25 protein-coding genes are annotated in these 22,227 nt (G+C 47.3%); 19 read left to right on the top strand and 6 right to left on the bottom strand.

Features of this window, described 5'->3' with window-relative positions; all coding sequences use genetic code 11:
* Nucleotides 1-21: 21 nt before the first annotated feature.
* Genes cobI through AOU00_RS10795 form a run of 4 tightly spaced genes read left to right on the top strand, consistent with a single transcriptional unit; the run spans nt 22 to nt 4,060 of the window.
* Nucleotides 22-738: a precorrin-2 C(20)-methyltransferase gene (cobI, locus tag AOU00_RS10810; protein ID WP_039271654.1), complete on the top strand. Its 717-nt coding sequence runs from the start codon at nt 22-24 to the stop codon at nt 736-738.
* Nucleotides 735-1,529 (top strand): precorrin-4 C(11)-methyltransferase, encoded by a 795-nt coding sequence (gene cobM / locus AOU00_RS10805; protein ID WP_069290588.1) that lies wholly within the window; start codon nt 735-737, stop codon nt 1,527-1,529. The genes cobI and cobM overlap by 4 nt, the downstream gene beginning before the upstream one ends.
* A complete protein-coding gene (locus tag AOU00_RS10800) occupies nt 1,522-2,610 on the top strand; it encodes a cobalt-precorrin 5A hydrolase (protein WP_039271653.1) in 1,089 nt (362 codons plus the stop codon). Before cobM ends, AOU00_RS10800 begins: the two co-directional genes overlap by 8 nt.
* Nucleotides 2,603-4,060, top strand: coding sequence for a cobyrinic acid a,c-diamide synthase CobB (locus tag AOU00_RS10795; RefSeq protein WP_069290587.1), 1,458 nt, complete (start codon nt 2,603-2,605; stop codon nt 4,058-4,060). The genes AOU00_RS10800 and AOU00_RS10795 overlap by 8 nt, the downstream gene beginning before the upstream one ends.
* A gap of 133 nt (nt 4,061-4,193) precedes the next feature.
* On the opposite strand, the gene AOU00_RS10790 is transcribed toward AOU00_RS10795, so the two are convergent.
* Nucleotides 4,194-4,643 carry an AbrB/MazE/SpoVT family DNA-binding domain-containing protein gene (locus tag AOU00_RS10790; protein ID WP_039271650.1) on the bottom strand — a complete coding sequence of 150 codons (450 nt, stop codon included), beginning with the start codon at nt 4,641-4,643 and terminating at the stop codon, nt 4,194-4,196.
* 438 nt (nt 4,644-5,081) lie between these two features.
* Here AOU00_RS10790 and AOU00_RS10785 point away from each other — a divergent pair, with 438 nt between their 5' ends.
* From AOU00_RS10785 to AOU00_RS10735, 11 genes are all read left to right on the top strand, one after another.
* Nucleotides 5,082-5,720: a ThuA domain-containing protein gene (locus tag AOU00_RS10785; protein ID WP_039271649.1), complete on the top strand. Its 639-nt coding sequence runs from the start codon at nt 5,082-5,084 to the stop codon at nt 5,718-5,720.
* 102 nt (nt 5,721-5,822) lie between these two features.
* Nucleotides 5,823-6,182, top strand: a complete 360-nt coding sequence (locus AOU00_RS10780) for a phasin family protein (RefSeq protein WP_013312404.1) — start codon at nt 5,823-5,825, stop codon at nt 6,180-6,182.
* 1 nt (nt 6,183) lies between these two features.
* Nucleotides 6,184-7,854 carry an ABC1 kinase family protein gene (locus tag AOU00_RS10775; RefSeq protein ID WP_039271646.1) on the top strand — a complete coding sequence of 557 codons (1,671 nt, stop codon included), beginning with the start codon at nt 6,184-6,186 and terminating at the stop codon, nt 7,852-7,854.
* A 23-nt stretch (nt 7,855-7,877) separates the two neighbouring features.
* On the top strand, nt 7,878-8,435 hold the full coding sequence (locus tag AOU00_RS10770; RefSeq protein ID WP_081330700.1) for a hypothetical protein: 558 nt from the start codon (nt 7,878-7,880) through the stop codon (nt 8,433-8,435).
* A gap of 64 nt (nt 8,436-8,499) precedes the next feature.
* The gene (locus tag AOU00_RS10765; RefSeq protein WP_069290586.1) at nt 8,500-8,739 is read left to right on the top strand and encodes a hypothetical protein; all 240 of its coding nucleotides are present in this window, start codon (nt 8,500-8,502) and stop codon (nt 8,737-8,739) included.
* A complete protein-coding gene (locus tag AOU00_RS10760) occupies nt 8,740-9,144 on the top strand; it encodes a PIN domain-containing protein (RefSeq protein WP_069290585.1) in 405 nt (134 codons plus the stop codon).
* Nucleotides 9,145-9,432: 288 nt separating this feature from the next.
* Nucleotides 9,433-10,881, top strand: a complete 1,449-nt coding sequence (locus AOU00_RS10755; RefSeq protein ID WP_039271645.1) for a SulP family inorganic anion transporter — start codon at nt 9,433-9,435, stop codon at nt 10,879-10,881.
* A gap of 219 nt (nt 10,882-11,100) precedes the next feature.
* Nucleotides 11,101-11,766, top strand: coding sequence for an amino acid ABC transporter permease (locus AOU00_RS10750; protein WP_039271644.1), 666 nt, complete (start codon nt 11,101-11,103; stop codon nt 11,764-11,766).
* Nucleotides 11,747-12,424, top strand: coding sequence for an amino acid ABC transporter permease (locus tag AOU00_RS10745; RefSeq protein ID WP_069290584.1), 678 nt, complete (start codon nt 11,747-11,749; stop codon nt 12,422-12,424). Before AOU00_RS10750 ends, AOU00_RS10745 begins: the two co-directional genes overlap by 20 nt.
* An 18-nt stretch (nt 12,425-12,442) precedes the next feature.
* Nucleotides 12,443-13,198, top strand: coding sequence for an amino acid ABC transporter ATP-binding protein (locus AOU00_RS10740; RefSeq protein ID WP_029518574.1), 756 nt, complete (start codon nt 12,443-12,445; stop codon nt 13,196-13,198).
* Nucleotides 13,199-13,216: 18 nt separating this feature from the next.
* Nucleotides 13,217-14,092, top strand: a complete 876-nt coding sequence (locus AOU00_RS10735) for a cysteine ABC transporter substrate-binding protein (protein ID WP_069290583.1) — start codon at nt 13,217-13,219, stop codon at nt 14,090-14,092.
* A 189-nt stretch (nt 14,093-14,281) separates the two neighbouring features.
* Here AOU00_RS10735 and AOU00_RS10730 read toward each other — a convergent pair whose 3' ends face one another.
* The gene (locus tag AOU00_RS10730) at nt 14,282-14,542 is read right to left on the bottom strand and encodes a helix-turn-helix domain-containing protein (RefSeq protein WP_053326298.1); all 261 of its coding nucleotides are present in this window, start codon (nt 14,540-14,542) and stop codon (nt 14,282-14,284) included.
* A 63-nt stretch (nt 14,543-14,605) separates the two neighbouring features.
* Nucleotides 14,606-14,875, bottom strand: coding sequence for a helix-turn-helix domain-containing protein (locus AOU00_RS10725; protein ID WP_010347197.1), 270 nt, complete (start codon nt 14,873-14,875; stop codon nt 14,606-14,608).
* 185 nt (nt 14,876-15,060) lie between these two features.
* Here AOU00_RS10725 and AOU00_RS10720 point away from each other — a divergent pair, with 185 nt between their 5' ends.
* Together AOU00_RS10720 and AOU00_RS26580 are read left to right on the top strand one after the other, a co-directional pair.
* Nucleotides 15,061-15,420 carry a hypothetical protein gene (locus AOU00_RS10720; RefSeq protein ID WP_061831998.1) on the top strand — a complete coding sequence of 120 codons (360 nt, stop codon included), beginning with the start codon at nt 15,061-15,063 and terminating at the stop codon, nt 15,418-15,420.
* 242 nt (nt 15,421-15,662) lie between these two features.
* Nucleotides 15,663-15,770, top strand: coding sequence for a putative metal homeostasis protein (locus tag AOU00_RS26580; protein ID WP_158451783.1), 108 nt, complete (start codon nt 15,663-15,665; stop codon nt 15,768-15,770).
* A gap of 380 nt (nt 15,771-16,150) precedes the next feature.
* Here the strand turns inward: AOU00_RS26580 and AOU00_RS10715 are convergent, their stop codons facing one another.
* Entirely contained in the window at nt 16,151-17,383 is a 1,233-nt protein-coding gene (locus AOU00_RS10715) for a PHB depolymerase family esterase (protein WP_069290582.1), read from the bottom strand.
* Nucleotides 17,384-17,807: 424 nt separating this feature from the next.
* On the opposite strand from AOU00_RS10715, the gene AOU00_RS10710 reads away from it, so the two are divergent.
* Complete coding sequence (locus AOU00_RS10710; protein WP_069290581.1) at nt 17,808-19,292, top strand: phytoene desaturase family protein; 1,485 nt, start codon at nt 17,808-17,810, stop codon at nt 19,290-19,292.
* A 25-nt stretch (nt 19,293-19,317) separates the two neighbouring features.
* Nucleotides 19,318-19,932, top strand: coding sequence for a TetR/AcrR family transcriptional regulator (locus AOU00_RS10705; RefSeq protein ID WP_069290580.1), 615 nt, complete (start codon nt 19,318-19,320; stop codon nt 19,930-19,932).
* Nucleotides 19,933-19,960: 28 nt separating this feature from the next.
* Here the strand turns inward: AOU00_RS10705 and AOU00_RS10700 are convergent, their stop codons facing one another.
* Entirely contained in the window at nt 19,961-21,388 is a 1,428-nt protein-coding gene (locus AOU00_RS10700; protein ID WP_069290579.1) for an SMI1/KNR4 family protein, read from the bottom strand.
* 17 nt (nt 21,389-21,405) lie between these two features.
* A complete protein-coding gene (locus tag AOU00_RS10695) occupies nt 21,406-22,182 on the bottom strand; it encodes an SMI1/KNR4 family protein (RefSeq protein ID WP_069290578.1) in 777 nt (258 codons plus the stop codon).
* Nucleotides 22,183-22,227: the final 45 nt, after the last annotated feature.

The raw sequence follows: 22,227 nt of genomic DNA, 5'->3' as shown, positions 1-22,227 counted from the left end.
CAAGAGGGGGAGAGAGACAGCATGAATACGGCAGCAACAGGAACACTTTACGGCGTAGGCGTGGGGCCGGGTGATCCCGAGCTGATTACGGTCAAGGCGTATCGCATGATTCAGGAATGTGCAGTTGTGGCTTATCCGAAGAAACGCCGGGGAGGTAAGTCGTATGCTCACGAAATCGTGGAGTTGTACGTCAACCCGGAGGAAAAGGAGATGCTGGGACTCATTTTTCCAATGACCAAGGACCCGGTTGTACTGGAGCGTGAGTGGAACAAAACGGTGGTTGCTTGCTGGGAGGCACTGAGCCAAGGCAAGGATGTAGCCTTTGTCACAGAGGGAGACCCTAATCTGTACAGTACCTTTATTCATTTGGCACGGCTCATGAAGGATCTCCATCCTGAGGTGCCGATTGTATCTATTCCGGGCATTTCGTCTGTGTTGGGAGCGGCGGCAGCGCTGGAATTGCCTTTGGCAGACGGAGATCAGCAGGTCGGTATTATTCCGGCTACGGATGATCGGGAAGCGATGAAGCGGGCGATTGAGAATCACGATACGGTCGTGTTTATCAAGGTTGCCAAGGTGCTGGATTTGATTTTGGATGTGCTGGATGAACTCCATCTTGGGGACCGTGCATCAGTCATTACCAAGGTCACTTCTCCTTATGAAATGGTATGGCGCGACGCACGTGAGCTGCGCGGACAGGAGCTTGAATATTTGAGTTTAATGGTGGTGAGCAAATGACGTTGGAGCCCAAAGTGTATATCGTAGGAGCAGGTCCCGGCGACCCGGAGCTGATTACTGTCAAAGGCTCCCGGATTCTACGCACGGCCGATGTGGTATTGTACACAGATTCGCTCGTGAACGACGAGCTGATTGCCACGGCCAAGCCAGAGGCGCAGGTACTGCAAAGCTCAGGCATGGATTTGGAGCGGCAGGTCGAGATTATGAGCGAGGCTGTGCAGGCTGGACGCAGTGTAGCTCGCGTACATACAGGTGATCCGGCAGTGTACGGTGCGATTTTGGAGCAAATGGTGTTGCTGAAGCAGCGCGGAGTAGCATACGAAATCGTACCAGGCGTCAGCTCGGTCTTTGCTTCTGCGGCGGTGCTGGGTGCAGAGCTAACTGTGCCTGACCTGACGCAGACGGTCATTCTGACGCGTGCCGAAGGCCGTACACCTGTACCGGATCGGGAAAAGCTGCGTGACTTGGCATCCCATCACTGTACAGTGGCACTGTTCCTCAGCGCAACGTTGGCAAAGAAGGTGGTCGTTGAGTTTTTGGCAGCAGGCTGGAGTGAGGACACGCCTGTAGCGGTTGTGCAGCGCGCGACCTGGCCGGACCAAAAGATCGTACGCACGACGCTTGGTCAATTACCCGCCGATTTGCGTGCAGCAGGCATAACGATGCATGCCATGATTTTGGCAGGCTGGGCGCTCGATCCGGGACTGGTGGATAAGGACGCGCATCGTTCCAAGCTGTATGACAAGTCGTTCACCCATGGCTACCGGAAGGGAGTGAAGCCCGGTGAGTAATCCATTTGCCGCTGTGGCGATCACGAAGCATGGAGTGGAAATGGTCCGCAATTTGGGAGCCAGCTTTCCGGGCACGGATGTGTATTACATGTCCAAGTTTGAGCGTGGCGACGAGCAGCAGCGTGGCATTCAATTGTTTGAAGGCTCGGTCAAGCTGATTTTGCCGGATTTATTTAAACAATATAACGGTATTATTTTGTTTATATCTCTCGGTGCAGTGGTTCGTATGATTGCACCAATTTTGGTGGATAAAAAGGTAGACCCAGCGGTAGTTGTCATTGATGATCGTGGCGAGCATGTCATTAGCGTATTGTCTGGCCATTTGGGTGGCGCCAATGAATTGACCCGCCATGTAGCGGCTGTACTAGGCGCACGTGCTGTAATCACGACTGCATCGGACGTGCAGGGCACGATCCCGGTGGACATGTTTGGTCGGGAATTGGGTTGGGTGGTCGATAGCTTCGACAAGGCCACTCCTGTGAGCGCCGCTGTTGTGAACGAGGAGCCTGTTGCGCTCATACAAGAGACAGGCGAACGGAACTGGTGGCGTTATGACAAGCCTGTACCTGGACATATCAAGGTATATGCTTCGACGGCAGAAGCATTACAAGAACCGTTTAACGCCGCGTTGGTCGTGAGTGACCGTTTATTGGAGCCGGAGGAAGAGGAGCAGCTTCTTTCTAATGGCGTGCTGTACCGTCCGAAAAGCTTGGTGCTCGGCATCGGCTGCAACCGCGGGACTGCATTGGAGGAACTGGAGGCGGGTGTGCTGGACACCTTGCAAGAGCTGCGTTTGTCCGTGAAAAGCGTACGGAATATTGCCACCATTGATCTGAAAAAGGACGAAGAGGGCTTACTTGCCCTTTGCGCCAAATACGGTTGGGAACTGGTGACGTATACTCCGTCAGAGCTGAATACGGTGCAGCTTCCCAATCCATCGGAAACCGTCTTCAAATACACTGGCGCATATGGGGTCAGTGAACCTTCAGCCTTGTTGTCTTCTGGTGCAGACCATTGGCTGCTGGAGAAGAAAAAAAGCGGCAATATGACGCTGTCTGTAGCGCGGGTTTCCTATGACTGACATCATGAAGCAGGCTGTACAGTCTGATCCGTCTGCTGCTACGCGCAGAAGCCGTATTGTTGTTGCCGGAACAGGCAGCGGCGCAGGCAAAACGACGGTTACCCTCGGGCTGATGAAGGCGTTCGCCGACAGCGGCCTGCGAGTGCAAGGGTTTAAGTGCGGGCCGGATTATATCGATCCGACCTATCATACTGCCGCGACCGGGACCTCTTCCCGTAATCTGGATTCATGGATGACCTCACCGGATACGGTGCGTGAAACCTTTATCCGTGCTTCCGAAGGCGCGGATATTTCCGTGATTGAAGGCGTCATGGGGCTGTATGACGGCAAGGACCCGCTCAGTAACACCGGCTCGACCGCTGAGATCGCCATGCTGACGGACAGCCCTGTATTGCTGGTGGTCGACGTGCGCAGTATGGCACGAAGCGCCGCCGCTATTGTGCTCGGCTTTCAGCGCTTGGAGCCCAAGCTGCGCATTGTGGGCGTAATTGTGAATCGCTGCGGTAGCCAAGGGCACTATGGCATCGTCAAAAAGGCGATTGAGCAGGAGTGCGGCATCCCCGTGCTCGGCTGGTTAAAGCGTGATGACGGGCTGGATATTCCTGAGCGTCATCTGGGTTTAGTACCCGCTGTGGAACGCGGCGAGCTGGAGCCGCTTTTCCAACGGGCGGCAGAGCTGATCCGCGCGGGTACGGATCTGGATGCCCTGCGGGCATTGGCGGATTCGGCTCCGCCGTTGTCTCTGCCCGCACAACCGTTGTTTTCCCCGGATTGGCTTCCATCAGCAGGGCATGAAGCTGATACCGGGGAACGTCCCGTCATCGCCGTCGCCAGAGATGCGGCGTTCAATTTTTACTACCCGGAAAATATGGATTTGCTACGTCAGGCGGGAGCAGAGATTGTCTATTTCAGTCCGCTGGCGGGAGAACGCGTACCTGAGCAGGCAAGCGGCCTATACCTGGGCGGCGGTTTCCCCGAAGAGTTTGCCGCAGATATCGCTGCAAATACGGGCTTTTTGGAAGATATCCGCAACGCGGTAAGCCAGGATATGCCAGTATTCGCCGAATGCGGCGGTTATATGGTACTGGCACGGACACTTACGGATCGTATGGGGAATGCCTATCACATGGCCGGGGTTATTCCGTCGGACGTCCGCATGCAGGAGAAACGGGCTGCACTGGGATACCGGGAAGCAACCGCTTTGCAGGATTGCTTGCTGCTGGAGGCTGGAGAGACCATTCGGGGACATGAATTTCATTATTCTGTCATGCACTATGATGAATCATCCGCCCCCTACTCCTACGCCTATCAAACCAAGGGGATGCGTGGTCTCCAGAGTGAGGGTTATGCGAAAGGGAACCTTTTGGCAGCCTACACGCATATTCATCTTGCATCTCTTCCCAAGGCGGCAGCACGCTGGGTAGAACAATGCCGGGCTTACGGTCAATAGGTTTGCAAACGAGTCCACTACTTCATATAAACGAAAAAAGCCGAGTCCCCTAAAGGGCCCGGCTTTTCTAAATTCAATAGATTTAAACCTTACATAGTATGGAAGCGTATACATTACTTTTTTGGTGATTCGCTTACATGAGTTTTTTCAGTTGGGAAATCCTTCCCTGACTCACGCCAAGCATGGAGGCGAGTTGTTTTTGTGAAGATGCTGGATGTTCTTCCATAAGCTCTCTCATTTTCTCCAAAATAACGTCTGTGCGCTGATAAATTTTTTTCATATGCATATTTTGCTTAAGTGGAGGTGAATGGGTTTCAGTCGCTGTGACCGGAATTAAATCTTCCGTTTTCATCGAGGCTGCACATTCATCGCAGATAAACTGATCTTTAAAGTAGGTGTTGGTATCAACCGCACCGCAAAATATACAGTTGGTTGATTTGTACTTACGGAGCATGAGTGTCTGGTCTTCAATAAAAAACTCTAATGGATCGCCGATGTCAATCTCCATCGTCATGCGCAACTCTTTAGGAAGCACAATTCGCCCCAAGCTGTCCAAGGGCCGGGTCATTCCAGTCCTTTTCATTCATGCAACCTCCCCGGTTTTTTAAGATTTATAGAATGTATAAGGTTTGAGGCAATTCTTATCAATTCTATAACCGCAAGCATAAATTCTTACAAAAAGCGGCCCTTCATTGTTAATCAAGCATGGACGCACTTTTTTTCTTACGAGTATACCATAAACAGGCCGAATCGCCATCGTTCAGATTTATAAAGTTTGAATAAGTTTTAATAAGTTTATTGCGAGCGAACATATATGCTATAATCGTCTGCTAAAGGATTTAATAGGCCGTCTGTAGAATTATTTATATATGCCGTAGCTCGGACAATGATGGCGGTGTTATGAGAAATGGATAAGGGCCAAACGGAATTTTCTGAGCGTTTTGACCCCACAAACAAGAATAAATGACACGGGCCCCGCCTTTAAAGTCCTTATATACAAGTCAGGCAAGGAGGATTTATCATGGAAAAAAGAAAAGCATTGTTGTTAGGAGATTATTCGTATCCGGAGTTTCACCCGCTGCAAGGGGTGGACGAAGAGATTAGCCATATTTTACAGGATTGGATGACCGTACAGTGCAGTGAGAATCGTAAAATGCTGCTCAAGGAAAATCTAACCTCATTTGATCTATGTATCTCGTACTGCGATAGCCGCAAGGAGGTTCTGTCACCTCAACAAACAGCAGGATTGCTGTCTTATGTTAGTGGCGGGGGTGGATTGCTTGTGCTGCATAACGGAATCACATTGCAAGGACGGTATGAAATTGCACAGTTAATGGGGGCACGTTTCTTGCGACACCCGGCTGCAGGTCCACTTTCCTTCAAAGTAACGGAGCCGGATCATCCGATTATGGAAGGAATCGAGCCGTTCGAGATGCAAGAGGAGCCGTATCGTTTTGATTTTGATCCTTTCACTGAAAAAACACTATTGATGGAATATGAACACGAAGGCCAGTGGTGGCCGGCGGCATGGTCACTGTCCTATGGCTTGGGTCGGGTCGTCTATTTGATGCCTGGACATAATCAGCCAAGCTTCCAACACGAGGGATACCGCAAGCTGCTGCTTCAGGCTGCCAAGTGGGCTGGACGCTTTCCGGGTTAAACATAGATCATTCCATTCATTGAGGAAGGGGAGCTGCGAACTTTATGCGGCTCCCCTTTTCAGGTTATACTATAGGTAATCACAGGTAGGGGAGGATATATTATGAGCGATTTGTTCAAAAAAGCCATCTCATTGGGGTGGGGCCTCACCGTTGTCAGCAAAGAAAAGGTGGAGAAAGCCGTCGAGGATCTTGTAAACCGGGGAGAACTTGCGCCCTCGGAATCCAAAGCGCTGGTCGATCGTCTGATCGAACGAGGGGCAGAGGAACAGGGACAATTCAAAACAGTGATCCGCGAACAGGTTAGCCGCATTTTGCAGGAGCTGGAAGTCCCTACCGAAAACGATGTTACAAGTTTGGAGCAGCGTGTGGCATTGTTGGAAAAACAGGTAGCGGAGCTGGAAAAAGAAAAGGCGGCGCTTACGGGTTCGAGCGACGCTGAAGAAGCGAACCGGCTGGATTAAAATGGCGGTTCGTATGAAGCACGCCGGTCGTTACCGGGAAATTGCCATGGCGCTGGCGCGTCATGGCTTTGGCTATATGGTGGAAGAAATGGGACTGTTCCAGCTGCTGTCATTGCCTCGCAAGTGGCTGACGAGAGAAACTCCCGAGTCCAAAACGCTAGGTGAACGGATTCGACTTGTGCTGGAGGATCTGGGGCCTGCATTCATCAAGCTTGGACAGTTGGCAAGCACACGTGCTGACCTGCTGCCGGAGCCTATTATCCGTGAGCTGGTTAAGCTTCAGGATCAGGTACCACCGTTTTCATCTGAAACGGCGCGTGGCATTCTGGAGCAAGAGCTGGACACGTCATTAGAGGACATACTGGTTCGTTTTGACGATGTTCCGCTGGCCGCTGCTTCGATCGGGCAAGTGCATCTGGGCAAGCTGCACAGCGGCGAAATGGTCGCCATTAAAATCCAGCGTCCTGGCGTTAATCGCATTATTCGGCGAGATTTGGACATTTTGCGGGAACTGACCGCTATGGCAGCCAAGCGCTGGGAGTGGGTAGAGCGATATCAGCTTCGCCAGATGGTGGAGGAGCTGGGGAGATCGCTCATTCAGGAGCTGGATTACAACCATGAAGCCCGTAATACAGAGAAGATTGCGCTCCAATTTGAGCAGGACCCACATATCTATATTCCGAAAATATACTGGGATCATACCTCTTCCCGTATACTGACTATGGAGTTTCTAGACGGAACTCACTTGGGTAGTCGTGAAGAGCTATTACGCCGTGGATATAACTTGAAAGAACTGGCGCAGCGGCTGGTGAACAGCATGCTGCATCAAATTTTTATAGAGGGATTTTTTCATGCCGATCCCCATCCGGGGAATTTACTCGTTTTGAAAAATGGCAGTCTCGCTTATTTGGACTTTGGCATGACGGGAAGGTTGAGCGAAGAGATGAAGAATCATCTCGCTTCCCTCATTATTGCCCTGATGCGCAAAAATACCGATGCCATGGTTCGGTCTATCGAACGTTTGGGTCTGGTCGAACCGGACACCGACCTGAATGCGCTGCGTGCCGATCTGGACAAGATACGGGAAGATTACTCAGACGTTCCTTTCTCACAGATTAGTATTGGTGATGCTTTGAACGACCTATTTGGCGCAGCGCAGCGCCATCGGATTGGTTTGCCGTCGGACGTCCTGTTGCTAGGCAAGGCGTTGCTGACACTGGAGGGGGTCGTGGAGCACCTGGACCCCGATCTCAGTATTATCGCTTTGGCTGAGCCCTTTGGTAACAAGCTGTTGAAGGAACGCTTCAGCGGTCGTCGTATCCGAGGCAAGCTGCTGGGTGGTGCGACTGAGCTGGTGGAGACGCTGATGGAACTACCAGGACATGCGAGGCATTTGGCCTCGATTATCAGCAAGGGCAAGCTTAAGCTGGAGGTTACTGTGCCGGAGCTGGAAATGCTTCTACGCAGGCTGGATCAGATCAGCAACCGTCTGTCATTCAGTATCGTGCTGTTAGCGTTCAGCATTATTATGGTCGGACTGATTATCGGTTCATCGCTGAATCATCAGGTGACCATGCTGTGGAATGTACCTGCCATTGAAATCGGCTTTGTTGTCGCTCTCTTAATGGTTGCCTTTTTACTATATTCCATTTTTAAATCGGGAAGATTCTAGATACTGACCAGAAAGGAAAACTTATGGATACACATAAGATGAATAATCTCCAAATTGCAGATGTGCCATGGCACCGCCTGACTACTCCTTATGGTAGGGGCACGGAGTTGCCACAATTGATATCCAACGGGGAGTACGCAGCAATTGCTGATCTGATAGAGCATCAAGGCACATTGTGGCAGGTTACGCCATGGGTGTTACTTTTCTTATTGCGTAATATGCATATGAGAAATTCGGATGATATCACGCGGAGTGAGTTGGAACTGTACCATGCGGTTGTTGGAACATTGGACATGGAAAACGCACAAGAGGATTCACAGAAGTCTGTAGAATCCCTAACCATGCTGCTGGACGAAAAATATCTATGGCCGGCAGACAGCGATCCAGAAGAAGATGAACTGGAGTGGGAAGAGGAAGAAGCACGCGGTTATGATCCGGTAGCTTTTTGGAGTTATTATGACTATAGTTATCGATTATTGAAGCAAGCACTGCCTGACTTTGAAGGCTTACTTCAGCAGCATGCGGACTCTGAGATTGCTGAATCCCTATCGGAGCTTGTACAGAAATTGCGAAAATTTTAAACATAAGAAAACGAATCAAATGAGCTATGACAGGAAACTAATCTTTTGCTAAGGAGTGATTTTAGTGGCAAAAAAATTAACTGATCTACATCGAATACGTCTCTTAAATCTCCTTCGTGATATTGGGTTTGAACCATCAAAAGTTACTATAGAAAATAAACAGGGGGAAACTGAGGTTATTGATTTAGAGTCCCCGTTACCGAAAGGGTTGCAAGCTGTTTTAAATTCCCGAGGCAGCTTAAGTAAGGAGCAATTACTTGAGATCGAAGAGAGTGTTAAACAATCCAGAGAGGATTGGGATTAGATGGGGTATTTATTTGATACGAATGCAGCTATTGCCCTTCATAGACTTGACTCATCTTTGGATAGAGTAATACGACAAGCTGAGAAAGACAAAGAGAATATTTTCTTTTCTGTTATAACTCAGTCCGAGTTTATAGCCGGGTTGCCCACTGATACTGACTTAGATTCAGTACCTTTTCTTGGCGGGGAATTTATTGCAGTTAATTCAGACATCGCAGTTAAAGCGGGGCGTATCAGAAGGGAACAAAAAGATAAGTTTGCAAGAAAGCTCAAGACTCCAGATGCATTGATTCTTGCGACAGCTATTATAAACCAATTGGTACTGGTTACGGCGGATCAAGATCTACAGTTCGCGGAGTCTGAGTATGAAGTTAAGGTGATAAACTTTAGCAGGTTAGAATTTTAGGAATTGCGAAAATTTTAATTATAAGAAAACGAATAAGATGAAGATAATGATCGATATTTCAAGGAAATAGATGATTTCTTTCTGTAAACAGCCTCTTAACTCATTCGTCTCTGCGAATTCCTTACGTTATAATGGTGGACTGAATGTAACGGACCGGGTTCGTTTGAGAGAGACGAGCTGAATGATAGGAGAGCCTTGGCGATTGGTCGCTGGACGGAGACCCGAAACACACGGGGTACGAGTCAACACGCTACTCTCCGTAAATATAGGAGGCTGGAACGAGACAGTATGAATCTTAGACAACAATGGTTCGGTAATATCCGGGCCGATATACTTGCGGGCATGACCGTGGCGCTAGCACTAATTCCCGAGGCGATTGCCTTCTCGATCATTGCGGGGGTCAATCCCATGGTCGGACTGTATGCCTCCATTTCGATGGCAATTGTCATCTCTTTTGCAGGTGGACGTCCGGCCATGATCTCGGCAGCAACCGGGGCCGTAGCTGTACTGGTCGTTGGCCTGGTGAAGGATCATGGCGTGGAGTATCTGTTTGCAGCTACCATTTTGGCAGGAATCATTCAAGTGCTGCTGGGTGTTTTGAAAATAGGTCGCTTTATCAGCTTTATTTCGCAGCCGGTTATGACCGGATTTGTGAATGCGCTGGCGATCCTCGTCTTTATGGCGCAACTCACCCACTTCCATGGAGCTAATTGGATCATGTACGCGATGGTAGCGGGGACGCTGCTCATTGTGTATATTTTACCGAGATTTGTGAAAAGCATTCCTGCTCCATTGACGGCAATCATCATCATGACGATCATTACGTATGTATTTGGATTGAATGTGAAAACGGTAGGAGATATCGGTACGCTAACCAGCTCGCTGCCTTCATTCCATTTGCCGCAAATTGAGTGGTCGTGGCATACTTTGCGGATTTTGTTGCCGTATTCCTTTACGATGGCACTGGTTGGACTGCTGGAATCGCTGCTGACAGCCAGTATTTTGGATGAAATGACCGAAACGAAGAGCAATAAAAACCGGGAAGCCCGCGGGCAAGGGATTGCCAACTTTGTAAATGGCTTTTTTGGTGGTATGGGTGGTTGTGCCATGATCGGACAATCCGTCATTAATGTCAGCTCAGGTGGAAGAGGGCGTTTGTCCACTTTTACGGCTGGGGTATTCTTGGCCTTTCTGCTGCTCGTGCTTGGCGGGGTTGTAAAGGAAGTGCCAATGGGTGCATTGGTAGGAGTCATGTTTATGGTGTGTATCGGAACCGTAGACTGGAAATCGCTCCGAAACATTGCTAAGGTACCCAAGGCGGACACGTTTATTATGGTGGTCACGGTGATCATTGTAGTGGCTACGCATGATTTGTCCAAGGGCGTGATCGTAGGCGTACTGCTGAGTGCTCTGCATTTTGGCTGGAAAATGGCTAAAATTCGCATCAGCGCAACGGAGAACAACGACGAAAAGGTGTACCATGTCAGGGGTCCGATGTTTTTTGCTTCAACGACTCATTTTGTCGATCATTTCGAACCTTCGGATGATCCAGAACGTGTCGTGGTGGACTTCAGTCATTCTCATATTTGGGATCACTCCGCAGTTACTGCCATCGGCAAGGTGTTGCAAAAGTATACGAAATCCGGCAAATCCATCACCCTGCGGGGATTAAATGAGGAGAGCCGTTTAATTGTAGAGAAGCTCGGCGGCCCTCTTGTTACCGAGCCGCTCGTATGATGAATCGTATAGCATAAATCAAAGCTTGAAATGAAATTTATTCATTTCAAGCTTTTTTTATTTATTTCTGAAATAAAACAATACTTTTCTTCCTGAATCATAGATAAATATGACAAATTTTCATCAAAGTATTGACGTAATAATTGGGCAGGAATACAATCATTGTTATTAAGCAGAGCAAGTACATAGGAATAATTGAAAATCGAAAGGTATACACATATGAACTTAGACTGGGAGTTTATTGTAGAGAGCTTGCCGTTATATGGAGAAGCTATGTGGTTGACGTTGAAGATCGCCTTTTTTGCTATTCTATTTTCATTAGTCGTCGGTTTGCTGTGCAGCACAGTACTGTATTACAAGGTAAGGGGAATTAGCGGCATCGTTGTTGCCTATATTGAGCTTTCCCGAAATACGCCGCTGCTTGTACAGTTATATTTTCTGTATTACGGGTTTACGAAAATAGGTCTGCATATGAGCGAAATGACGTGTGCCATTGTGGGCATGACCTTTTTGGGCGGGGGTTATATGGCTGAGGCGTTCCGTGGGGGAATGGAAGCAGTGAGTAAAACCCAGACGGAATCCGGGCTGAGTCTCGGACTGTCCAAGATACAACTGGCGAGATATGTTATTTTGCCACAGGCTTTTGCCATCAGTGTTCCGTCTCTGGGAGCGAATGCGATTTTTTTGCTCAAGGAGACTTCCATTGTTGGCGCCATTGCTTTATTAGATCTGATGAATGTGGCAAAAGACCTGATCGGCATGTACTACAAAACGACAGAATCCCTAATTCTGCTGGTATTGGCATATCTCGTTCTGCTTTTACCTTTGTCGATACTGCTGACATGGGTGGAAAGGAAGGTGAGATATGCTGAATTCGGGGATTAATGTACTTTTTGAAGGTTCCAATTTCGAGCGTCTATTAGGGGGATTGCTCGTTACGCTGGAGATTGCGCTACTTTCCATTATTATCGGTACTCTATTAGGCATTTTGATGGGGTTGCTGCGCACCTTAAAATCAAGACCGATTCGGTTTGTGCTGAGGTTATATTTGGAGACATTCCGCATTATTCCAATTCTGGTGTGGTTGTATGTCGTATATTTTGGATTTACTCCTTTGTTGAATGTGAATATCAGCGGGGAATTGACAGCAATTATCGTATTCAGCCTGTGGGGAGCGGCCGAGATTGGTGACATCGTTCGTGGTGCATTGGAATCACTGCCCAAGCATCAGGTGGAATCCGGGCAAGCATTGGGACTGACATATGGACAGTTATACCGCCATGTGCTCATTCCCCAGGCGGTGCGCCGAATGCTTCCCGGTTCTATTAATCTGGCGACACGGATGATCAAAACCACTTCATTAGTGGTGCTGATCGGTGTAGTGGAAGTGGTCAAGGTGGGGCAGCAGATTATTGAGCTTGGTGTAATCAAGGCGCCCTCGGCATCCTTCTGGGTGTACGGCTTTATTTTCATATTGTATTTTCTCGTATGCTATCCGTTATCCAGACTTTCCAAAAGATTTGAACGCAGATGGCAAAATTAGCAGGATGGGGTGGATGTCATGGGAGAGGCTGTGGAGGTTTTACTCGAAATTCGAGGGCTGCACAAAAGCTTCGAAGACCGAAAAGTACTGCAACAGATTAATCTGGACGTAACGAAAGGGGAAGTCGTGGTCGTTCTCGGTCCTTCGGGATGTGGAAAAAGCACGCTCCTCCGATGTCTCAATGGTCTGGAGCCGGTCCAGAGTGGAGATATCCGTTATAGAGGGCAGGACCTGACGGATAAGAAAGTGAATTGGCGTGAGGTGCGGCAGCATATTGGAATGGTGTTCCAGAACTACGAGCTGTTTCCGCATATGACGGTCTTAGAAAATATATTGCTTGGCCCGCTTAAAGTTCAGCGGAGAAATAAGCAGGAGGCACTTGAGCAAGCGGAGCAGCTATTGGAGCGAGTGGGTCTGCTGGATCGCAAAGATGCGTACCCGAGACAATTATCAGGTGGGCAAAAGCAACGGATTGCAATTGTGCGCGCCCTGTGTATGAACCCAGAAATTATGCTCTTTGATGAAGTCACCGCATCCTTGGACCCGGAAATGGTCAGAGAGGTGCTGGATGTCATGCGAGAGCTGGCACAGCAGGGCATGACCATGATTATCGTGACGCATGAAATGGGATTTGCCAAGTCGGTAGGGGATCGTATCGTTTTTATGGATCAAGGACAGATATGCGAAATGACTACGCCACAGCAATTTTTTACCCAACCGGAAACAGAGCGTGCCCAGCACTTTCTGGATATATTTCAGTACGAAACGATATAAACAGGGGGATGAATACAGATGAGAAAAGGAATGAAGTTCACGACGTTATTACTGGCTTTGAGCTTGCTGATTGTTGGTTTGGCGGGATGTGCAGGAGGCGGAAATACCAACGGTAGTTCAGGCTCGGCTAAATTTGCTTCGATTGAGGACATTAAAAAGAATGGCAAGATTCGAATAGGTGTATTTGCAGATAAGCCGCCTTTTGGCTACGTGGATTCGGAAGGGAAGAATCAAGGCTTTGACGTCTATATTGCGAAGCGGTTTGCCAAAGATCTCTTGGGTGACGAGTCCAAGGTGGAATTTGTTCTGGTGGATGCTGCCAGCCGGGTCGCCTATTTGGAATCCAACAAGGTAGATATCATCATGGCTAACTTTACGGTGACGGATGAGCGTAAGGAAAAAGTCGATTTTGCCAACCCGTATATGAAATTATCCTTTGGCATTGTGTCGCCTGATAGCGCTCCAATCACCACGATTGACCAATTGAAGAATTCGGATCAGAAGCTGATTGTCGCAAAGGGAACAACGGCTGAAACCTATTTCACGAAAAATTACCCTGATATCAAGCTGCTTAAATTCGACCAATATACAGAAATCTTCTCAGCCCTCAAAGACAAACGCGGGGCTGCCATTGCCAACGATAATACAGAGCTGATCGCCTGGGCAAAGGCCAACCCTGGCTTTACCGTAACCATCCCGGCCTTTGGTGGTCAAGATACGATTGCACCCGCAGTAGCAAAGGGAAATAAGGAGTTATTAGACTGGATCAACAATGAGCTGGCTACATTAGGCAAGGAAAACTTTGTGCATCAAGCCTACAAGGACACACTGACCTCTGTTTACGGAGAAGGCTTTACAGATCAACTGGTCGTAGAGGGCGGCAAAGTGGATTAATCTGGGGTGAGTAAAGAGTGTTTGACACGTTTATATGATCATTTTGGAATGTAATTAAGTTCTGAGTGCTGTAAATCTATATATTTGCATAATGGATTCCTTTAAAGCAAAAAGACCCAAATTTCTAAAAAAATGGGTCTTTTTGCTTTGTATAGGATTATTGAAAATAACGTCACACTCTACGCAGAATTAATATTCATGGACCTCATCTTCAGGTATGTACTCGAGAACATCGTGCAGGGTTAACGGGCGACCAGAAAGGCGAATTAACGTTTCCATCACTGTATTAAACGTTTTAAACTCGATCCGCTTGGATGTATTGTTACACATTTCGTAGATAGTATTAGGTCTGATTTTAGCCTCACGAGCGAGGGCATTTTTAGTAATCCCGATTTCTCGAAGCAATTCTTCAAGTTTGAAAGCAATTCCCTGTGCGTTTGACATTTTCATGTTGAACAGAACCCCCATGTTCTAACGAATTACAAAAATAATTGAGGTCATGCCTTGGTAGTCTCAATGTCCCTCAATTCCATCTTCGGGAATGTACTCTACAATATCAGCAAGAGTAATAGTCCTTGTAAATCTACGCTGGCGGGCGAATCTATTCAAAGCATCAAGGATATGGACAAGTGTTTCTAATTCAAGTCTTTTGGTTTTGCCATTTACCATATCTATTACAGTTGCCGGACGTATTTTTGCTTCTACGGCCAGTTTATTTCGGGAAATATCAAGTTCTTCTAAAATATCGCCAAGTTTAAAATGATATCTATTTTGAATCTCCATAATTTAGATTCTCCTTTTGTTTCATAGTACAAGAAAATCATAAAATTTATTGAAGTTTTACTATAGAAGTAATAAAATAGAACTACAGGAGTAAAACTTGTGGTTTGAATTCCGCTTTTTCGAGTGAATAGTTGTTAGTTTTCTTGCTTTGAATAATTAAAATCATAAGAGGGAGCTAAATCTAAATGAACAAAAGTAATTTTGAAAAAGTAAGTGTCATTCTTGGTCCCTGTGATCTTCCGCATATGTATGAGCTTTTTGAAGGCTATCTGATCAAGGATCGATACGTCATGATGATCGACAATAGCGTACTTACTCTTCGACATGTAAAAAAGGAAAGGCATTATTCGCATCTATATGTTGATGGTGACACGGGAGGAATCACTCTTGCAAGACATGTACAACGTGAAGACATAGATGTGATTACTGAGTTGGTCGAACGATTGCGCAACATGGATGCATTAAGTTTTCTTACAGATGAACTGTTATGGAACACATGTCGGGAAGATATAGACTTTGACTTAGTTCGGAATAAAGGACTATGAAAAATGGCGAACGTAAATTCTGATTCGAATTTTTGTTCTCGTTTTACTTATATAATGTAACACAGAAGCCTAAAAGGGTGAAATGGACACTGCCGTAATAAAGATACATACTTCCCCCAAAGCTCTTGCATGCTAGTAGATTTCATTATATAATCTTAAATGATAATGAGAATCATAATCATTTAAGTCTTTAGGCGCAGACTCCCATGATGAGCCTAAGTGAATAGGATGGTGATGTACACATGGCTAAAGCAGATGTGGCAACTGCCAGAAGACAGCTTCGGAGTCCGAATAAGGTAACTCGCAGACGAGCTTTGAGAACGATCAAAGCTGCGAAACGCGCGAAGTAGCAGGTTCCAAGTTAACTGCAAATGGCAATACCAGTGTCAAATTTTTTAGTCTCCTCGTTTTGATATTGCACCTGCCTTCCTGATGATGGTACACAGGAAAGTAGGTGTCTTTTTTTGAATAATAAAAAAGCGCCAGGCGGGTATCGAACCGTTCTGGCGCATTATTTGGAGATATAAAAAACCAAACTCAAAATGAACATAAAAACGGAGTAGACGGAATAGTGCTGTACAAGCGAAGCGATCACTTTTGTCCCCGGATTACTACTCTATAAAAGGCTTTGTTCAAGAAATCCGGGGGCGGTGGCGATGGGAAGTACTATCCGACTGCGTAGTGGCACAATATGAAACTTTTAAGTTCGGTTTTAATACAAAAACTACACTTATTTCTTTTGTGCAAACAGCCATTCAATCATATCCTGATTTTGCAGAGCCGGAACCCAGGAGAAGTGTCCTGTAGGTTTGATAATCCCTGCTTCGTATTCAGTGAAGTGAATGAGGTTTCCGTTTTGTGCTTTAATGGCAGCGACCATTTCTTGCGAGTTTTTAGGACTTACTGTGGTATCGTCTGCAGCATGAAAGGCCCAAATAGGAACGTTTTTCAATGCCTCGACGTGTGTAGGTTCAACAGGCGCATACATGTTAACGGCTTTTTCATAGTTGGTCAAACCAGCAATCGGCACACCTGCAGCGAACAAGTCCAGATTTTTTTCCAACAATCTCCACGTTCCCATGGCTCCTTGAGAAATACCAACAATATAGATTCGGTTGGTATCGATCGGGTATTTTAACGCCGTATCACGTACCAAATCGGCTACAGCGCTGTTGCGTGGCTCATCCGCCCAAATGAATTTATGCTCCAGGTCAATCGGGCTTTGTGGAGCGATGACGAAGGATGGGTGTTTGGCTTGCTGCTCAGGAGAAGCCCAAGTGACAGCACCAGCATTCGCTAACAGGTTGACTCCGTTTCCATCACCGCGTTCGCCGTTTCCGTGCAGGAATACAACCAACGGGTAGGTTTTGTCAGGCTCTACCTTAGGCTCAAACGTAAAGTAGTTCAGCTTGAAGCCTTCTTTATTTTCAAAGGTGTTTTTTTGGAAATCGTCCACGATTGGTGTAATTTTATCCGTTGCTTTTACAGTCTGTGTAGAGGCTGGGATGACTGTTTTCTTTGAAGTTGCAATATCTTTCTTTTGACTAATCGTATAATTCAACGTGTTGATGCGGTTAACTGCGCTTGTTGCATCGTAAGTAAGGGTACTTGCATTTTTATCTTGCGTATCCAGCTCAATCACGACATATTTACCATAAGTACTGCGGTTGGTGATGGCTCCAGTATCATTGGTATATACACCGGTTACGGTTCTGTCTGTATATACATCATTGAGTACAGATTGAACCTGAAAGCTGGACGTGGATAAGGATGCCCCGTCAATATTGGTGCTGTATTTCAGTACGACAGCAGAAACGACTTCACCCAAAGGCTGTACCTGAGTAAGCAGGGTAGCCTGTGGCGCTGGGACATCAGCTGCTGCGGCAGAGCTGGAGGATGGGAAAAAGATCGTAAGCAGGAACACGAAAGATAATAAAACAAGGACAAAACGTCTTCTTTGCATGAGATTAATCTCCTTTGGTGTCATTTTTTAAAGCGCTTACTACATGTTCGGGATGGTTGACTGTAAGCTGTAGAATTCATACAAATCAAAAAAAGGCAAACTCCGGGTACACGTGTGCACTCGGGTTTTGCCTTTTCAGTAACAATCCCACTTGAAGGATAGCACCTTCATTGGAATTTGACAAGTGAAAGCGCTACATTTTTGGGTGTTTTTTTATAAAAAAAGTTTACTTCCGCAACGTAGGATTCTACAAAAATCCTTAAAGCAGCTTGCAATTAGAAGTGGATATGTCGAACTCATGGTATTCATCTATAGCAGGAAAACCAAGTCATAGGGGCTTTTCAACGGTAATATTGTGGTATATAATCTCCTTAACTTAACAGTGTTAACTTATATAACAATGTTAACAAAGGGGGATGAAATCATGAACCAATACGATGTTATTGTCATCGGTGCAGGACTGGGTGGCTTGTCCTGTGCAGCAAGACTTTCCGCGCTCGGTTACCGAACAGCTGTTTTTGAAAGCCATACTTTAGCTGGCGGTTTCGCAACTGAATTTACAAGAAAGGGATATACCTTTGATGTCTCCTTGCACGGTGTCGGCGGACTCGAGGAGGGCAGCTTCGGTCGGCTGTTAAAGGACTGCAATGCGGACCAGCGAATTGTTCCCCTCCGTAAAAAGCACCCTTACTCCATTCGTTGGGAAGGACAGACCATTGATATTCCGTCCGATGTTCAGGAGTATGTGCAGCTCCTCAAAAATATGTTTCCTGCTGAGGTGTCAGGCATTGACAGTTTATTCGCGGGCATTCGCCGTTTTGAAACAGGCTTTTCTTCTTTTTCTACTCTCACTTCCTGGCGCAAGGCGGTTGGCCTGCTCAAAGCAGGAACCTTCTTCCGCTGGACGCAAATGACGACCTGGGAAGCTGTAAGACAATTCGGGTTGTCCGAACGATTCACGGAATTTTTTACCGCGCTGTGGGCCTATTATGGATTGCCTCCAAAGCGGCTTGCGGCCTTGTATTTTTTTATTCCCTGGATCGGCTATCATTTGGAGGGGACGTACTACATTGAGGGAGGCGCACAGGCTTTATCCAATGCATTGGTTGACGCTATTAAGTCAGCGGGAGGAGAAGTTCACCTGCGCAGTCAAGTATCTGAGATTATACTCGAACGCGGTAAAGCAGTTGGAGTCCGTCTGAAAAAAGGCGATGTATATAAAGCCAACTGGATTGTGTCTGGTATCAGTCCCCATCATACGTATGGCCGCCTACTGGAAAACCATGATGCTGCCCGTCGTGAGCTGGAAGCTGTCAGCAGTCTGGAGACTGGCACGTCTCTCACCCAGCTATATCTGGGATTATCATGTGAGCCTTATGAGCTTGGCATCACCGAAGAAGACTTAATCCTGTGCAATGAGCCGGATTCGGAAATAGATTATGAAGTTATGATGAGCGGCCAGTATACCAAAGGCAACTGGATGCTCACGAATTATAACGCCATGGACCCTAAGCTCAATGAACCGGGAAAGGGTGTCATTGCAATTACATTTTTGGACAGATTGGAGAACTGGCCTGCCGCACGTCCCGAATATATAGTCAAAAAAGAAGCCGTGACACAGCAGATACTGGGATGTCTAGAACAGCTGTATCCGGGTTTTCGCAGCAAGGTAGTGGTGGCCGAGTTGGGCACACCGCGCACGATGCAGCGTTATACCGCTAATCCCGACGGGGCCGTTTATGGCTACGCACAAACGGTCCGGCAGTCCGGTATAAAAAGACTGAAGCACAAATCAGCTGTGAATCGTCTGTCATTGGTAGGGGCCTGGACACAGCCTGGGGGCGGGTTTCAAGGGGTTATGAACTCGGGTATAATGGAAGCTGATCGTATCGCCGCCAAATTGGGGTAGGCAGAAAGGGCAAGTACATCTACTCATGAAACATATCAAACGCCGAGAACGTGAAAGCAGTGAGATCCGCCGGAAAATCATTGAGGCCGCCCGGTCGCTTTTCCTGAATCAAGGATATGCCGAAGTCTCCATGCGCAAAATTGCGGATCAGATCGAATATTCACCAACAACTATTTATCATTATTTTGCCAATAAGGAAGCCGTGGTCCGTGAACTGCTGGTAGAAGGAAATACCTTGTTCCTGCAGGCTCTTCAGCAGCGTGTGGATGAAGCACAGGCAGCGGGATTGAACGCTCTGGACACACTGAAAACGGTATCTGATGCGTATGTTCGTTTTGGAACGGCTAACCCGGAATATTACAACATCCTGTTTATCAGCAACCTGGAATCTGTAAGCTTGGTCAGCCTTATAGACAGTGGGCGTTTTAAAGGCTTTGAGTTGCTTGAAACTGGGCTCAAAGCCGCTATGGAGGAAGGCTGCATCATGCAAGGAGATGAGCGCCTGATCGCCAGATCCGTATGGAGCATGCTGCACGGATTGACTTCTTTGCTCCTGAATTTTGAACTTCCTATGGCAAAATCCAATGATGAATTGATCGCATTCACTATAGATACTTTCCTCAGAGGGTTAAGCCGCTGACGCAGCGGCTAACTTTCTTTACCTCGCATCACTGTACATGCGAATCCGCGTCTGAAATCTGATTAAGCACGGCTTCAATGCGACGTTTATCTTTTTTGAGCATAACGAGCTGCAAAGAAGCAAGAAGCAGATCTGAGATATTGGCCCAAGCGTCTGCTTCCAGAGCGGGAAGGAGATCCCGATGAATCATGATATCCAGCGCCTCCGTTGCAATTTTCTGATGAAGCTCGCTATCGGATAGCCATTCAATCAACTGCTCAGCTGTAGGACGGGAGTGAGCGAAAAGTATTGCCCAGCCATCCACCGGATGATTGACTTTATCCCGCATCCAGTTAATGATCTGTGGTGAACGAAAATGCTGTAGCTGCCCATTAGCGGTGTATCCTTCTAATTTGTCTTCTGCAACCGAATCCTGTAGCAGGTGATTGCAAACACATACCAAGCCTTCCTGCTCGGGTAGGCAACGGGCGCTCAGATAGGCACGTGTGGACACAAATGCACCCTTAGCATGTAGGGTATTGTTTTGAGCTAAAGATGTCCATGCTTGCGCGGTTTCCGGTTCCCACAAGGAGCGGGCCCAATCAGCAGCCCCAATCCCCGCGGTCTCCCCTACCAAAACGGCCCAAGTAGAGAATGGAACCTGGCTATGTTGAATGTTCTGCCAGTGCTGCTCCCAGGCAAGAAAAATATCCTTTGGATCATAGGCTTGAAAAGCCTGCAACACAGCAGGATGATCTACGCCATGCATGGTGGTGTAATGGATCAGCGTCTCCAACGATTGCGCATCCTCCAGTTTCATCGTGCAAAACATGTTCAACCAGCGTAGCCAGAGTTGCAGTGGTGGGCTGTTTAGCTGAATGCCTTGCTCATCGGTTACTTTAAACCAATCCCATAGCCATAGCCCATGCAAGGTGAGCATGGTGTCTATATAGGCAGGTAGATTTTCCGCAAGCAGCGTGAACTGGTCCAACTCGTGATGATAGCAGAACACCGCTGGCTCTGTAGTGGATGTCGCCATATCAAGCAGTATCGGATCACCCGCACCATTATAATTAAGGATCAGATATCGTTTCTCGTCCGCAGCTGAGTCGGTATCTTCCCCATAGGATGTAAAATAGCCAATATACTCATGATTCCAGCCAAATTCTCCTGTGCTATCGTCCAGGATACTCTGCTCTTGTTCAAGATCATCGCTGTTTTTATATGAACACTCTGGTCCGTCGGCTACAATACAGTGTTGGGGGAGGCACCATAGCAAATGTAAGCTGCCACACCGCTTTATCAACTCAGACAGGGAGGCAGGCAAAGGCATCTGCAGCCGTTCCTCCAACTCAGTTAGTTCACTTGTAGAAATCCCCTTCGACCATTGGTATACCACGTCAGACATCCCACCTTGTCTCAGACGATCGGCGATCTGTCCCAGCTTTTCTAAGGTTCGTTCAAAATGTACTGTCATTCGTATTTGTCCTCCTCTTACTCTACAACCCGGCAATGCTCTTTTTGCAAGAATGCTAGAATTTCATCACGAAGTGCTATCGCTGTGGGTTCATAAATGATCGCCACTTCGCGTCCATATGCATAGTTAAAACGCACGTATCCGCCTAGAGTCTGAAGAAAAGCCATGCAGATATGCTCGTTTTCAATCCATAGATGTGAGTCAAAATGCTGTTTAAAACGCTGAGCCAATGCTTGTATGGATGCCGGAGCGAAATCCAGGGCTTGCTCGTTCGGATGGGCTGGATTGTAGGCCTCGGTCGTATCCGGGGGATTAAACAGTAGGAATGTTGAGGCTTTGTCTGGGCTGACAGGTTCGAAATAACGGGGAAATGGTTCCATCTTTCCGAATTCATCCCGTAAAATATGTTCCAGTGTTTCTGTGAATGGGACTTGAACATCTAAAGTCTTCGTAGTAATGATCTCCGAGTGTCGTGGCAGCCACAGCAAGCCTTCGACCTGAGGGTGAATCGATAGGAAGTCACCATCTATGGAGCTGCCAATGACCACGCACTCACCCAGCTGCTGCGCTGTAATTGGGCAATTATCATCATGCGTCCACAGTTCGTAATCCGCATAGGCTTGCAATAGTTGAGGATCAGGCCTTTCAATCATTAGCAGGCCGCAATAGGTGCCCGGCCCGTAGCGGGTGAGGAATGCTACATAGGGAGGGGGTAAAGTTAATCCATAGGTATGTTCAAAAGTTGTCAGTTCATCGGCAGCCACCGTCGTATGTTGTGTGAAAACCCAATACATGTAGGATACACCTGCTTTCCGGCACTCTATCTATAGGGATAGAGA

The organism is Paenibacillus polymyxa (assembly GCF_001719045.1).
Classification (GTDB): domain Bacteria; phylum Bacillota; class Bacilli; order Paenibacillales; family Paenibacillaceae; genus Paenibacillus; species Paenibacillus polymyxa_B.
Note: the sequence above shows the minus strand (reverse complement) of the source record. Positions and strands in the feature narration are given on the sequence as shown.

Coding starts and splice junctions, on each gene's coding strand:
- cobI (WP_039271654.1), top strand. CDS start 22: ATGAATACGGCAGCAACAGGAACACTTTACGGCGTAGGCGTGGGGCCG.
- cobM (WP_069290588.1), top strand. CDS start 735: ATGACGTTGGAGCCCAAAGTGTATATCGTAGGAGCAGGTCCCGGCGAC.
- AOU00_RS10795 (WP_069290587.1), top strand. CDS start 2,603: ATGACTGACATCATGAAGCAGGCTGTACAGTCTGATCCGTCTGCTGCT.
- AOU00_RS10790 (WP_039271650.1), bottom strand. CDS start 4,643: ATGAAAAGGACTGGAATGACCCGGCCCTTGGACAGCTTGGGGCGAATT.
- AOU00_RS10785 (WP_039271649.1), top strand. CDS start 5,082: ATGGAAAAAAGAAAAGCATTGTTGTTAGGAGATTATTCGTATCCGGAG.
- AOU00_RS10780 (WP_013312404.1), top strand. CDS start 5,823: ATGAGCGATTTGTTCAAAAAAGCCATCTCATTGGGGTGGGGCCTCACC.
- AOU00_RS10775 (WP_039271646.1), top strand. CDS start 6,184: ATGGCGGTTCGTATGAAGCACGCCGGTCGTTACCGGGAAATTGCCATG.
- AOU00_RS10770 (WP_081330700.1), top strand. CDS start 7,878: ATGGATACACATAAGATGAATAATCTCCAAATTGCAGATGTGCCATGG.
- AOU00_RS10760 (WP_069290585.1), top strand. CDS start 8,740: ATGGGGTATTTATTTGATACGAATGCAGCTATTGCCCTTCATAGACTT.
- AOU00_RS10755 (WP_039271645.1), top strand. CDS start 9,433: ATGAATCTTAGACAACAATGGTTCGGTAATATCCGGGCCGATATACTT.
- AOU00_RS10750 (WP_039271644.1), top strand. CDS start 11,101: ATGAACTTAGACTGGGAGTTTATTGTAGAGAGCTTGCCGTTATATGGA.
- AOU00_RS10745 (WP_069290584.1), top strand. CDS start 11,747: ATGCTGAATTCGGGGATTAATGTACTTTTTGAAGGTTCCAATTTCGAG.
- AOU00_RS10740 (WP_029518574.1), top strand. CDS start 12,443: ATGGGAGAGGCTGTGGAGGTTTTACTCGAAATTCGAGGGCTGCACAAA.
- AOU00_RS10735 (WP_069290583.1), top strand. CDS start 13,217: ATGAGAAAAGGAATGAAGTTCACGACGTTATTACTGGCTTTGAGCTTG.
- AOU00_RS10730 (WP_053326298.1), bottom strand. CDS start 14,542: ATGAAAATGTCAAACGCACAGGGAATTGCTTTCAAACTTGAAGAATTG.
- AOU00_RS10725 (WP_010347197.1), bottom strand. CDS start 14,875: ATGGAGATTCAAAATAGATATCATTTTAAACTTGGCGATATTTTAGAA.
- AOU00_RS10720 (WP_061831998.1), top strand. CDS start 15,061: ATGAACAAAAGTAATTTTGAAAAAGTAAGTGTCATTCTTGGTCCCTGT.
- AOU00_RS26580 (WP_158451783.1), top strand. CDS start 15,663: ATGGCTAAAGCAGATGTGGCAACTGCCAGAAGACAGCTTCGGAGTCCG.
- AOU00_RS10715 (WP_069290582.1), bottom strand. CDS start 17,383: ATGCAAAGAAGACGTTTTGTCCTTGTTTTATTATCTTTCGTGTTCCTG.
- AOU00_RS10710 (WP_069290581.1), top strand. CDS start 17,808: ATGAACCAATACGATGTTATTGTCATCGGTGCAGGACTGGGTGGCTTG.
- AOU00_RS10705 (WP_069290580.1), top strand. CDS start 19,318: ATGAAACATATCAAACGCCGAGAACGTGAAAGCAGTGAGATCCGCCGG.
- AOU00_RS10700 (WP_069290579.1), bottom strand. CDS start 21,388: ATGACAGTACATTTTGAACGAACCTTAGAAAAGCTGGGACAGATCGCC.
- AOU00_RS10695 (WP_069290578.1), bottom strand. CDS start 22,182: ATGTATTGGGTTTTCACACAACATACGACGGTGGCTGCCGATGAACTG.